Here is a 12,505-nt window from a genome sequence, read left to right as displayed (position 1 = left end):
CCACAACGCAAAGTTGGGGCGTGAATCGCAGGTGGGGCGCAAAAAAGCCTTGGCCGTGTTCCAGCGCCAGCCGCTGCGTTGGTTCACATCAAAGTAAGACACACCTTCGTTGTTGCCCCGGTTGAAGTCGTCGGTGGCCGGAATGCCCGCTTGCTGGGCCGCTTGCGAAAACGCATCCAGCACCTCCCAGCGCAGACGTTGTTTTTCGATGCGCCATTCACCACCTGTGTTGCGCCCGCGCAGGGTGTGCAGGTAGCCGTGTTCGGACAAATTGGAGGAGCTCAGCAACTCGGATGGGGTCCCTTTGGACCCGTGAAAATCATTGGCCCCGTTGTAGTGGTCTTCGTGCAGCTTGAAGTAGGGCAAGGCTTGGTCCCAGCGCCACGCGTCGTTGCCGGTGATCTGCGCCCACTGGTCGTAGTCGCGCGCTTGACCGCGCATGTAAATCATGCCGTTGATGCTGGAGCAACCGCCCAACACTTTGCCACGCGGGTAACGCAGACTGCGCCCGTTCAGGCCCTCGGTGGGCTCGGTTTGGTAGAGCCAATCCGTGCGCGGGTTGCCAATGCAGTACAGGTAACCCACGGGGATGTGGATCCAGTGGTAATCGTCTTTTTTGCCGGCTTCGATCAAGAGCACGCGCTTGCTGGCATCGGCACTCAGGCGGTTGGCCAGCAGGCACCCAGCGGTACCACCGCCGACGATGATGAAGTCAAAGGTGTTGTCGTTCATGGTTGTTTTGTGTGCTGCAAGTTTCGAAACGATGGTGATGACTTGTCGTACTTTAAAGGATAAGGCCTTTGACATCCTCTTGTCCCGGCGCACTTCAACAAGAGCTTCGCGGACAATGGCCCGCTCGCCCGCATGCAGTGTCACCGCGCTTGACTTGCTGTGATCCACCCGCAAGAGGACTTGTACCTGCAAAGGGGTCACGGCGTCAGGCGCAAAAAAACCCGATCGCATGACGCGATCGGGTTTTTTGTTGGAAGGGTTCAGGTTGGCAAGACAGGTCTTGCCAATACCAACCTATCAATGCGCAGCAGTACCTTGTGAGGTGGTGCCGTCAAAGCTCGGGAAGCGAACGTTCTCGACCATGTCCTGAACTTCTTGGTCGGGTGCTTTGGTCAGCAGCGACACGATGATGATCACCGCAAAGCCCAGGGGCACACCGAAGATACCCGCCGAGATGGGGGCAATGTCCCACCAAGTGTTGGCTTTGAGGATTTCAGGCGTCAGCGAACCATTGTGGAACAAGCCGTACATCCAGGGATGCGTCTTAGCCATGTAGTAGAACGAGATGCCCAAACCAGCCACCATGCCCAGCGAGGCGCCCCATTTGTTGGCACGCTTCCAGAAGATGCCCAGGGTCAACGCAGGGAAGAAGGCTGCCGCAGCGAACGAGAACGCCGCAGACACGAGGAACAAAATGTCCGCCATGCGCAGCGATGCGACGTAAGCCGCAGCCAAGGCCACGAAGACCAAAATGGTTTTGGAGACCGCGACACGGCTGCTGGCCGAAGCGTTGGGGTCAATCACTTTGTAGTACACGTCGTGCGACAAGGCGTTGGCAATGGTCAGCAACAAGCCGTCGGCTGTGGACAAGGCCGCAGCCAAACCACCGGCCGCCACCAGACCGGAAATCACGAACGGCAAGCCGCCGATTTCAGGTGTGGCCAACACGATGATGTCTCCACCCAACCGGATTTCTGCCAATTGCAAGATACCGTCTTTGTTGATGTCAGCCACCGCCATCAGCGAGGGGTCGACCACGTTCCAGCGTGCGATCCATCCCGGCAACTGGTCCATCGGCGTGCCCACCAAGAGCGTGTAGATGTCGAACTTGACCAACACCGCCAAAGCAGGCGCTGTGAGGTACAACAAACAGATGAAGAACAGCGACCAGGCCACCGACTCACGCGCTGCACGCACCGAAGGCACGGTGTAAAAGCGCATCAGGATGTGCGGCAAGGCAGCCGTACCGATCATCAAGCAAAAGACCAGTGCCAAGAAGTTCTTGCGGGCCACATCTCGGGCAGCGTCGTCTTTGCCTGGGAAGGGCTCAGCATGGCGCAGGGGCGGTGCTGCACGGGGTGCATTGGCAGCGCGCGCAGCGGTGTAGGCCGCTTTGGCAGCCGCTTCATCTTTGGGCAGAGCCGCCAAGGCTGTTTCAGCTGCCTTGATGTCAGCAGCAGGTCCGTTGGCGGCCTTCAGCTCTTCCAGCTTTTTGGTGGCTGCTTCTTTGTCAGCGGCCATGGCTGCTGGCACATCTTTCAGCTTTTCAGCGGCTGCATCAGCGCGTGCTTTGAAGATACCGCGAACTTCGAGTTCTTTGGGGTCTTTGAGCAATTGCTCTTCTTTGGCTGTGACTTTTTCGAGCAAGTAGCCATAAGAAATCTGGGGCACAGGCATGCCGGTGTGTTTCACCGACAACCAGACCACAGGGATCATGTAGGCGACGATCAGGATGATGTACTGCGCCACCTGGGTCCAGGTCACCGCACGCATACCGCCCAAGAACGAGCAAACCAAGATACCGGCCAAGCCGACATACACGCCGACGTCGAAGGACAGACCTGTCAGACGAGCGGTGATCAGGCCCACGCCGAAGATCTGCGCCACCACATACACGAAGGACACCAAAATGGCCGCAAACACGCCGATCAGGCGAGCCATGTTGCCGCCGTAGCGAGCACCCAAGAAGTCAGGAATCGTGAATTGGCCAAACTTGCGCAGGTAAGGCGCCAGGAACAAGGCCACCAAACAGTAACCGCCGGTCCAGCCCAAAATGAAGGCCAAACCGCCGTAACCGGTCAGGTAAAGCGTACCGGCCATGCCGATGAAGGACGCCGCCGACATCCAGTCAGAGCCGGTGGCCATGCCGTTGTAAATGGCGGGCACGCGTCGGCCGGCCACATAGTATTCGGCCGCGTCGTTGGTGCGACTCATCACACCGATGCCGCCGTACAAGAGCACGGTGGCCGCCAGGAAGGCGTAACCGATGTACTCTTTGGGCATGCCCATCTGTTCAAGGACGGCCAGCACGATGACGAAAGCCGCAAAGCCCCCGATGTAGAACGCGAATACCCTGTTCAGGGATTTTTGAAATTGGCCTTGGGTTTGGCCTTCAGCGCTGAAAACGCTCATGATTCTTCTCCTTCTGAAACGCCATATTCCTCGTCAAGCTTGTTCATGTAGCGGGCGTAGTACCAAATGATCAGGCAATAAACGATCAATGCGCCTTGGGCGGCGACCCAAAACGAGAACGGCCAGCCAAAAAAGCTGAACGTCAAGTCACGTGCAAAGTACAAAAGTACGAACGTGACAAAGAACCACAGGGCCAGCAGCAGCCCCGTGATTCTTAAGTTTTTGCTCCAGTATTCCTGGTGCCTTGCAGTGAGCTGCATTGTCTTCTCCTTCTCGTTAAAAAACCAAACTACCGACTGTCACTTTTGAATGGGTGCCCCCCGCGTGTGGGGTGTGCTGAGGTCAAACGGGTCTGTCCAGGTTCAAGCCTGTTTCTCTCACCAATTGGGCGGCCACCTTGGGCTCGAACCCATTCAAATGGCGAATGACTTCCAGCGCTTTTTCGGGGCTCTGCATTTCCATGTGCACGCGGGCCATTTGGTACCAGGCGTAGGGGCTCATGGATTGCAACTTGGTGTTGCGCTCAAAGGCCACCAAGGACTCTTCAAATCGCCGTTGACGCACCAGCACCAAGCCGAGGCCATACCAGGCGCGGTCCATTTTTTCGTCAATTTGGAGGGCGGCTCTGAAAGCGTGTTCTGCTTCTTGGCTGCGCCCTAATTCTTCGCAGACAAAACCCACATTGAAATGCGCATTGGCGTTGGCTGGAGTGAGCGCCAAAGCGCGCTCGAAAAAACCCAAAGCCTGAAGCAAGCGCCGATCGTTCAACTCGTTGAAACCCAAGCTGTTGAGGGCCAAGACATCTTGGGGATTGAGATCCAGGATCTCTTGAAACACCGCGTGTGCTTTGCTGCGCATGCCCACGACCAGAAGCGCTTTGGCTTGCAGACGCAACCAAAAACACCGGCCTCGGCTGGAGGTGTTCGAGTGGGCGGGAGGGAGATGTGTTTTCACTGACATGCCGCGATACCCATCTCAAGACAGATTTCAATTTTCAATTGCACCACCACCACCCAAGCGATCAAAAGCCAGCTGCTGGTGGCCAGTGGAATGTGTTGGTCCAGAATCAGTTTGGGGCTGATTTTGCGTGTGAACCAAAGCGCGGGCTTGGAAGCCACATCCAGCAATTGCCAAAAAACATTGGTGTCACGCTTGGCACCCGCCAGCAATCCCAGCAAGAAACGCCCGATGATGAACATCAAAGACAGTTCAATCAGACTCTTGGCAATGACAACAGCTAACAGCATAAGGTTCCAGTTCGGGTTGACCAGATCAGTTTTTTTTGATTCTATGGGCAAGTTTGCAAAAGTTCAAAGTGTGCAAATCATGGTCAAAACACCAGCTGCGCATCAGTCTGCCTTTTTTTGAATGATCAAATCACCTGCCTCATTCGGGAAAATTATTTTTCTGACAAGCACCTGACATCTTTGGGTTCTTTTGCATCTCTCTCATGCACTCTAAATTCAAGGGAAAACACTTAGCAAAAAACGTCTTGTGAAGTTGATTCAACGGTGGGTTTTGCATGTTGAGCGCAGGACCAAACGGGTCCGACATGCGCTGACTCGGGTGTCCAATGGCGCGGATGGGTCTTCAATTTTCCTTGTCATGCAGGCCATTATTTTTCGGTGGCATGTTGGCTGCTTCTTCCGCTTCCCACCGGTTCATCAGCCATGCGTAGAGCACCACAATGGCCACAAACACCAACACAGAACCCTGTGCCGCCATCCAGAAATAAAGTGGCCAACCGTTGACGTCCATGGTCAAGTCGCGAGCAAAAAAACTGGGACCAAAACTGGCGCAGAACCAAATCAGCATCAAGGTCAACCGCAAACGGCCTTGACGCTTTTTGAGTGCAGCGGAGGGTGTGTGTATTTCAATCATGCACAAGGCTATTTAAAGACCCATCCAGTTCAGTTGTGTTATGTGCCCAGTGATGATGGTGATCACTTGTCTTGGGCTTCAAGAGTCAAGCATTTGTTGTGGACAAGGTTACACCCTGCATGCCGATGCCCCATCTGTTGGGTAAGATAATCAACGTGCTGTCGAGCGCAATGGAGGCCACATTCTTGGCAAATTCTACTTTGTGTTTCTACTGACATGCCTCATGGGTTTTTTGTCGCCAAGCGCATGGTTTGGATGCGAATAACAAGGAAGAATCTGATCAGAATGGCTCGAACCAGTTATGGATGTTTTGGAGGGGCCATGGCCATCAAAGTATTGATCGTTGACGATGATCCGAACCTCTTGGTGTCGCTCGACTCCTTGCCCAGGCGTGAAGGGTATGAGGTGCACATGGCCTGCGACGGACAAGAGGCCATGGAGGCCTTGGCAAAGCTGCACCCGGCGCGGGTCGTGCTGGATGTGACGATGCCCCGAAAAAATGGCGATGAAGTTTGCGCCGCGGTTCGTGTCTGCCACGAATGCGATGACATCCAAATCATGATGTTGTCTGCCAAAGGCCGCGAGGCCGACATCGCCAAGGGCCTAACGTTGGGAGCCAATGCCTGCATGACCCAACCGTTTTCAACCCAGGGCTTGACGCAAAAAGTGGCCCATATGCTGCAGGCAGTGGCATGAACTGGGCGCTCAAAGCCGCGATCAGTGTGGCGGTGGCCCTGTTGTTTGCGGCGCTGTCGCTGGGCTTGATGCTGCTGACCTTGGGCGAGGCGGCGCGCTTTGGGGTGGTTCAGGCTTTGTCAGGAGTTTGGCCCGTGGTGTTGCTGGCCGTATTGCCGCTGTCGGGACTGGCGGTGTGGTTTTGGCACTTGCATGATGCGCGGGAGGACAAGGCACCTGACCGTCTGATGGAAAAGGTCAAGCTGCTCAGTGCCGCCACGCAAAGCCAGCAGATCGAGGCGGCGCAAGATTCACCCGCCATGGCCCGCCTGACACAGGCCATCAACGCGCTGGCCGCTGAGCGCGACCGCTGGCGCAGCGATGTGCAAGCGCAGGTGGCCCAGGCCAACCAAAGCTTGCAGCAAGAACGCAACCGCCTGGCCGCGCTCATGTCCGAATTGAACCAAAGCGTGGTGGTGTGCAACCTCGATGGCCGCATCGTGCTGTTCAACCACCGGGCGCGTTTGCAGTTCAAACGCATGCCGGGCAGCGCTTGCGGGGTACCCGATGCTTCGGGGGCGGGTGGAGCCGAATGGGTGGGCATTGGCCGCTCGATTTATGCGGTGCTCGACCGCGCCTTGCTGGCACACGGTTTGGACAACATTCGCCAGCGCATGGCGCGTGGGGCCAGCCAGCCTACCACCCAGTTTTTGACCAGCACCGCCTCGGGCCAGTTGCTGCGCGTGCACATGGCTCCGGTGCGCTCGGGCAGCGAGGTGGCCGAAGGTGGCACCGACATCCACGGCTTTGTGTTGACGCTGGACAACGTGACCCACAGCTTCGAAGAAGACACCCGGCGCGACCAGCTGCTGCTGGATCTGACCGAGGGCTCGCGTGCCTCGCTGGCCAATGTACAGGCCGCTGTAGAGATGCTGGCCCTTGACGACCTGGCACCCGAGATGCGCACGAAGTTTTTATGCGTGGTGCGTGAAGAGGTTGGCGCGATGGGCCAGCGCATCACCGACCTGCTTGCACGCTCTCATGAAACCCTGAAAACCCGCTGGCCGCTGGAAAACATGTTGGGGGTCGACCTGTTGCATGCGGCGCAGCGGCACATGGCCGCGCACTGCGGGCGCGATGTGGTGCTGGATGCGGTGGATCCGCAGGTCTGGCTCAAGGTCGACAGCTTTGCTTTGCTGCAGGCCTTGACCTACCTGGCCAGCCGTTTGTTTGACGAGTTCGAGGTGCGCTTTGTGCAGCTGCGCTTGGGGTGTTCGCCGGAGGCGGGCAAGGTGCACCTGGACCTGGTTTGGACAGGCCAGGCCATGAGCACCGAAACTGTGATGAGCTGGGAGCTGGACCCGATGCACTTGGTGGCTGAGCGCAATCCGCTGACCGTGCGCGATGTGATGGACCGCCATGGCGGCGTGATCTGGTTCGAGCGCGAACGCTCGCGCCATCAGGCATTCTTCCGGATGGTGCTGCCGATGGCGAGGGCGCAAGAGGGCACTGAGTCTGCGCAACTGCTGCCCAACGACAGTCGACCCGAGTACTACGACTTTGACCTGTTTCAGATGTCGCAAGGCGACCACGCGCTGGATGACCGTCCGCTGAGAAGTCTGATTTACACCGTGTTTGACACCGAAACAACCGGACTCAACCCTTCGCAAGGCGACGAGATCATCCAGATCGGGGCCACCCGCATCGTCAACGGCAAGCTGCTGCGTCAGGACGCATTTGAGCAACTGATCGATCCGGGGCGCAGCATTCCGGCCGCATCCATCCCGATCCATGGCATCACCCCCGCCATGGTGCAAGGCCAGCCGCGCATTGGGCAGGTCTTGCCCTCCTTCCATGCCTATGCCAGCGACACCGTGCTGGTGGCGCACAACGCCGCTTTCGACATGAAGTTCTTGCAGCTCAAGGAGCGCAGCACTGGCTTGCGCTTTGACCAGCCGGTGCTGGACACCTTGCTCTTGTCGGCCGTGATTCACCCGCACCAAGATTCGCACCACCTGGAAGCCATTGCCCAGCGCATGAACATCACGGTGTTGGGTCGCCACACCGCTTTGGGTGATGCCTTGGTCACGGCCGAGGTGTTTCTGCGCATGATCCCGTTGTTGGCCGAGATGGGCATCCTCACCCTGGGGCAAGCCCGCGAAGCGGCACAAAAAACCTATCACGCACGCCTGGAGTACTGAGGTGCCAGGTTTTTTAGAGCAGGCCTGATTGGTAGCGCTGGCCCAGGACTTCCTGCAAGGACTGGATGACCGAGAAGGCATCGCGCAGATGGCTGCGCTCGAAGTTGGACAGCTCGGCCAGGTGCAGGTAGTTGTCTGGCTCCAAGCCTTGCTGCATGCGCTGGCTCTGGTGCGCAATGCGTTGGCTGGAGACGAACTCGAGGGCGTCGCACAGGTCGCGTGAGCCTTGCTCGGACAGATCGACCGCCCCGGCGGCTTTTTCGATGCGGTCGCTGGTGTTGACATCGTGCAAGCCAGCGGCCAGTGCATAAATGCGGCCCAGGTCCACGATGGGGGCAATCGCCTGATGCTTCAGGTCCACAGTGCCAGCGTGCTCGCCGTTGCGGATGAGTGCGATCTGTCCGAACAGGTTGAGCGGAGGGCGCTGTTTTAAAGCATTGTTCACCACATGCCCGATAAACAGGCTTTGTTTGGCGGTGTGCGCCAGCACCTCTTGGCGCAAGCTGTGCAGCAGCGCGTGTTGGCCATACACGACCCGCAGGTCAAAAAACACCGTGACCAGCATCAAGGCCTTGGGATCCGGAACGTTGATCCAGTGATGAAAATACTGCCTCCAAACACGCAGGGGCTGACGCCACTGGTCGGTCATGGCCATCATCTCGCCGGGGCAATGGATGTAGCCGCAAGCGGCCAGGCCATCGCACACGCGGCGGGCCAGGGCCTTGAAATAGTCGCCGTGCAGCGCCGGGTCGTAGGCGTCATGGAGCACCATGCAATTGTCCTGGTCAGACTTGGCGGTTTGCTCGCAGCGCCCTTGCGAGCCGGCCGCCACCCACACATAGTCCACGGGCGGTGGGCCGAGTTCGGCTTCGGCCAAGTGGATCAGGCGGCTGGTCAGCGCGTCGGTGATGGTGGTGATGACATGGCCGGTGTTGTAGGCGCTGGTGTGCGCGGCGCTCAGGTTTTGTTGCAGACGTTTGATGCGACGGCTGATGCTCACCAGACCTTCCAGAGTGTTTTGACGGTGAATGTCACCCGCCAGGTAGATCGGCGATGTGCTTTGTTGTTGGGTCAGGTCGGTGGCGGTCACCATGCCCACCAAGCGTTTGCCATGGGTGATGGGCACATGGTGGATGTTGTGCCTGGACATCAGCAGCAAGGCTTCGCATGCTGGGCTGCGTGGGTCCAGCGTCATGGGGTTCAGGGTGGCGATTTCGACCGCTGGTGTTGAAAGATCCAGCCCGTTCGCAAGTATCCGGTTGCGCAGATCGCGGTCAGTCACCAGGCCCAGCAATTGCTCGTCCTGGACCAGCATGACCGAAGACACACCGCGCTCGCGCATGGTGCGCGCCACTTCCATCACGCTGGCCTCGGGTGGCAAGGTCACTGGTGTGTGCTTGATCAAGGCCTGCAGGCGCATGCTCAGCAACTGGGTGTCGTGGCTTGGGGTTGCGATCTGGCGGTCTGCTGCAGTCTCTGCGTTTCGGCCGTTGAGCGGCAAAGGCAAAAACGGGGCCAAAGCAGGCTCAAGCGAGAGCAGTTGTTTCAGCATGGCTTCGGGCACTTGCAGCAAGCGCGTGTCGGTGGTGCAAAGAATGTGACAGTTTTGCTGTAGTGGCCAGGGCGTCATGCCCGCGCCCAAGGACTCGCCGGGGAGCAGGGTGTGGGTTTGTGCCAATTCGGGGTCGTCCAGGTTCACACCGCCTTGCACGATCAGCCAGAGGTGCGCGCTCCACTGGCCCGCCCTGCACACCTGTTCGCCAGCGTGCAGGCTCAGCACTTCGCTGTGCGCCAACAGTTCTTGTCGTGCGCTGTCGCTGATCAAACCCCAGACGCGGTGCTGCGCCAAAAAGCCCAACAGGTCAGGGGGCATGGGTGTTGTTCGCAAAGCCGATCCTTCACAACGGTGAATCAATTTTATTGTGGCAGATGATGTGCCTGGGGGGTGTTGGGGCTAGCCTGGTTCATGACGTGGGTCAATAAACCCTCAGAAGGCACGCCAACGCGTGGGTCATCGCTGCGGGCCCTAGAATGTTTGGCCTCCATACCCCAAAGCCCAGCATGTCCCCAGGTCTCATCCGCATCCGTGGTGCCCGTCAGCACAACCTCAAAAACCTCGACCTGGACATCCGCACCGGTGAACTCACGGTGGTCACTGGCCCCAGCGGTTCGGGCAAATCGAGCCTGGTGTTTGACACGCTGTACGCCGAGGGCCAGCGCCGCTATGTCGAGACCTTCAGCGCCTACGCCCGCCAGTTTCTGGACCGCATGGACAAACCGGCTGTCGACAAGGTCGAAGGCGTGCCCCCGGCCATTGCCATCGACCAGACCAACCCGGTGCGCAGCTCACGCTCCACTGTGGGCACCATGACCGAGCTGAACGACCACCTCAAGTTGTTGTTTGCACGCTTGGGCCAGTTGTTTGACAAAGACACCTCCCAGCCGGTACGCCACGACAACCCCGACACGGTTTATGCCGAGCTGGCGCAGCGTGCCGCGCAAGCGGGTGACCCGCGCTTGTACCTGACCTTCCCGGTCGAGCTGCCTGCCAACACCAGCGCCGAGCAGGTTGAGCAATGGCTCTCGGCCAGCGGCTTCACCAAGGTGCAGGCCGAGCGCGAAGTGGCCACCCCCACCGGCCCGCGCAAAATGTTGGACGTGATCGCCGACCGCTTTCGCATCGGCAACGCCGAAAAAGCCCGCGTGGTCGAAGCCATTGAAGTGGCCCTCAAACGTGGCGGTCGTCTGAATGTGTATGTAGAAAAATTGGGGTCAGATCCCAATTTATCTTCTTCCTCTGAGCCCGCTTTCGACATCTGGCGCTTTTCCACAGGTCTGCATTGCCCCGACAGCGACCAGCGCTACACCGATCCGATCCCGTCGATGTTTTCCTTCAACTCGGCCGTGGGCGCGTGCGAGACCTGCCGGGGATTTGGCCGCGTCATCGGAGTCGACTACGGCCTGGTCATTCCCAACCCCAAGCTCACGTTGCGCGCCGGGGCCATCAAGACCTTGCAAACCCCGGCATGGCAAGAAAACCAGGACGACCTGATGCGGCATGCCGAGGCGGCGGGCATTCCGCGTGACACGCCGTGGGACAAGCTGACGAAAGCCCAGCAAGACTGGGTCATCCACGGTTCGCCCGAGTGGAAGGGCCGCTGGAACCACCAGTGGTACGGCGTGAAGCGCTTTTTTGAGTACCTGGAGAGCAAGGCCTACAAGATGCACATCCGCGTGCTCTTGTCCAAGTACCGCAGCTACACCGAATGCCCCAGTTGCCAAGGGGCACGTCTGAAGACCGAGAGTTTGTTGTGGCGCATTGGCAGTCATTCAGATGCCGATGGGGTGTTGCCTGTTGAAAAACGCTTCATGCCCGCAGGTGTGAAGTGGACCCGCGCGCAGTTGGAGGCGCTGCCGGGTTTGAGCTTGCACGACATGATGATCATGCCGCTAGACCGGTTGCGCTTGTTCTTCGACCGGGTGTCTGCTTCTGGGCATGTGTCCCTGGTTACTGGGGAGGCTCCGGCTGGGGATGGGCTGGGCTCCTCATACGGCGGGGGTACGCCAAAATCGTCGCCCAGCCCATCCCCGGCCGAAGCCGTAGGGGCGGGTGCACACACAGAAGCACAGGCAAAGGCACAGACACAGGCAGCGACAGAGATGTCGCTAGACGCTCGATCGACCACAAGGTCTGCGTCAGAGCGGGGGGCGGGCGACGATTTTGGCGTACCCCCGCCTCATGAGGAGCCCGCCCCCCGCTCTGATGCAGACCGAACCTCCAAAGAACCAGGGCAAAGCAAAAGCGCCGAACAAAAAGCCCTGCAACTGCTGTTAGAAGAAATCACCACCCGCCTCAAATACCTGTGCGACGTGGGCATTGGCTACCTCACCCTTGACCGCCAAAGCCGCACCCTCAGCGGCGGCGAAGTGCAGCGCATCAACCTCACCACCGCCTTGGGCACCAGCCTGGTCAATACGCTGTTTGTGCTCGACGAGCCCAGCATCGGCCTGCACCCGCGTGACATGCACCGCATCACCTTGGCCATGCACCGCCTGCGCGACGCGGGCAACACGTTGGTGGTGGTCGAGCACGACCCGGCCGTGATGATGGCGGCCGACCGCATGATCGACATGGGCCCCGGCCCCGGTGAGCGCGGCGGGCAGATCGTTTTTGACGGCACCACCGCAGACCTGCGCAACGCCGACACGCTGACGGGCGCTTATTTGGGCGGGCGCAAGCAAGTCGGCCTGGGCTTCAAGCGCATGGTGAGCGACAGCACACCGCGTTTGATTCTGGAAGGCGCCCGCGAGCACAACCTGCAAAACATCAGCGTGGACTTTCCGCTTCAGCGCCTGGTCACCATCACGGGTGTCAGTGGTTCGGGCAAGTCGAGTTTGATCCAGGACGTGTTGGCCCCGGCGCTGATGCGCCACTTTGGCAAAGCCACCGAAACACCCGGCGCGCACGACCGCCTGCTGGGTGCGGACCACCTGAGCGATGTGGTGTTTGTGGACCAGTCACCGATTGGCAAAACCGCCCGCTCCAACCCGGTGAGCTATGTGGGTGCATGGGATGCGATCCGCGAGATTTTTGCCACCGCGCC

The 12,505-nt window shown here is 59.0% G+C and carries 10 protein-coding genes; 3 read left to right on the top strand and 7 right to left on the bottom strand.

Annotated elements, in window-relative coordinates; genetic code table 11:
• The 6 genes from ACIQ47_RS11980 to ACIQ47_RS11955 form a co-directional block, all read right to left on the bottom strand.
• The coding region (locus ACIQ47_RS11980) for a GMC family oxidoreductase (protein WP_396438331.1) at positions 1-732 on the bottom strand (732 nt) is incomplete at its 3' end.
• 297 nt (positions 733-1,029) lie between these two features.
• Positions 1,030-3,144 carry a sodium:solute symporter family protein gene (locus tag ACIQ47_RS11975; protein ID WP_396438330.1) on the bottom strand — a complete coding sequence of 705 codons (2,115 nt, stop codon included), beginning with the start codon at positions 3,142-3,144 and terminating at the stop codon, positions 1,030-1,032.
• Positions 3,141-3,404: a DUF4212 domain-containing protein gene (locus tag ACIQ47_RS11970; RefSeq protein ID WP_396438329.1), complete on the bottom strand. Its 264-nt coding sequence runs from the start codon at positions 3,402-3,404 to the stop codon at positions 3,141-3,143. Before ACIQ47_RS11970 ends, ACIQ47_RS11975 begins: the two co-directional genes overlap by 4 nt.
• An 82-nt stretch (positions 3,405-3,486) precedes the next feature.
• The gene (locus tag ACIQ47_RS11965; protein ID WP_396438328.1) at positions 3,487-4,104 is read right to left on the bottom strand and encodes a tetratricopeptide repeat protein; all 618 of its coding nucleotides are present in this window, start codon (positions 4,102-4,104) and stop codon (positions 3,487-3,489) included.
• Positions 4,095-4,391, bottom strand: a complete 297-nt coding sequence (locus ACIQ47_RS11960; RefSeq protein ID WP_396438327.1) for a hypothetical protein — start codon at positions 4,389-4,391, stop codon at positions 4,095-4,097. Before ACIQ47_RS11960 ends, ACIQ47_RS11965 begins: the two co-directional genes overlap by 10 nt.
• A 343-nt stretch (positions 4,392-4,734) precedes the next feature.
• Positions 4,735-5,025 (bottom strand): DUF4212 domain-containing protein, encoded by a 291-nt coding sequence (locus tag ACIQ47_RS11955; RefSeq protein WP_296293774.1) that lies wholly within the window; start codon positions 5,023-5,025, stop codon positions 4,735-4,737.
• Between the two features lie 321 nt (positions 5,026-5,346).
• On the opposite strand from ACIQ47_RS11955, the gene ACIQ47_RS11950 reads away from it, so the two are divergent.
• Together ACIQ47_RS11950 and ACIQ47_RS11945 are read left to right on the top strand one after the other, a co-directional pair.
• The gene (locus ACIQ47_RS11950) at positions 5,347-5,721 is read left to right on the top strand and encodes a response regulator transcription factor (protein WP_396438326.1); all 375 of its coding nucleotides are present in this window, start codon (positions 5,347-5,349) and stop codon (positions 5,719-5,721) included.
• Complete coding sequence (locus ACIQ47_RS11945) at positions 5,718-7,901, top strand: exonuclease domain-containing protein (protein WP_396438325.1); 2,184 nt, start codon at positions 5,718-5,720, stop codon at positions 7,899-7,901. Before ACIQ47_RS11950 ends, ACIQ47_RS11945 begins: the two co-directional genes overlap by 4 nt.
• Positions 7,902-7,914: 13 nt before the next feature.
• On the opposite strand, the gene ACIQ47_RS11940 is transcribed toward ACIQ47_RS11945, so the two are convergent.
• Positions 7,915-9,774 (bottom strand): DUF294 nucleotidyltransferase-like domain-containing protein, encoded by a 1,860-nt coding sequence (locus ACIQ47_RS11940; RefSeq protein WP_396438324.1) that lies wholly within the window; start codon positions 9,772-9,774, stop codon positions 7,915-7,917.
• A gap of 188 nt (positions 9,775-9,962) precedes the next feature.
• Here ACIQ47_RS11940 and ACIQ47_RS11935 point away from each other — a divergent pair.
• Positions 9,963-12,505 (top strand): excinuclease ABC subunit UvrA (locus ACIQ47_RS11935; protein WP_396438323.1); only part of this gene is annotated, 2,543 nt, incomplete at its 3' end.

The sequence above is a fragment of the Limnohabitans sp. genome, from assembly GCF_044373035.1.
Taxonomy (GTDB): Bacteria; Pseudomonadota; Gammaproteobacteria; order Burkholderiales; family Burkholderiaceae_C; genus Limnohabitans_A.
This window is presented reverse-complemented; position numbering and strand designations above follow the sequence as displayed.

Bases quoted from the DNA above. Each gene is read 5' to 3' on its own strand.
- ACIQ47_RS11940 (WP_396438324.1), bottom strand. From the start codon at position 9,774: ATGCCCCCTGACCTGTTGGGCTTTTTGGCGCAGCACCGCGTCTGGGGT.
- ACIQ47_RS11965 (WP_396438328.1), bottom strand. From the start codon at position 4,104: ATGTCAGTGAAAACACATCTCCCTCCCGCCCACTCGAACACCTCCAGC.
- ACIQ47_RS11970 (WP_396438329.1), bottom strand. From the start codon at position 3,404: ATGCAGCTCACTGCAAGGCACCAGGAATACTGGAGCAAAAACTTAAGA.
- ACIQ47_RS11955 (WP_296293774.1), bottom strand. From the start codon at position 5,025: ATGATTGAAATACACACACCCTCCGCTGCACTCAAAAAGCGTCAAGGC.
- ACIQ47_RS11950 (WP_396438326.1), top strand. From the start codon at position 5,347: ATGGCCATCAAAGTATTGATCGTTGACGATGATCCGAACCTCTTGGTG.
- ACIQ47_RS11960 (WP_396438327.1), bottom strand. From the start codon at position 4,391: ATGCTGTTAGCTGTTGTCATTGCCAAGAGTCTGATTGAACTGTCTTTG.
- ACIQ47_RS11975 (WP_396438330.1), bottom strand. From the start codon at position 3,144: ATGAGCGTTTTCAGCGCTGAAGGCCAAACCCAAGGCCAATTTCAAAAA.
- ACIQ47_RS11945 (WP_396438325.1), top strand. From the start codon at position 5,718: ATGAACTGGGCGCTCAAAGCCGCGATCAGTGTGGCGGTGGCCCTGTTG.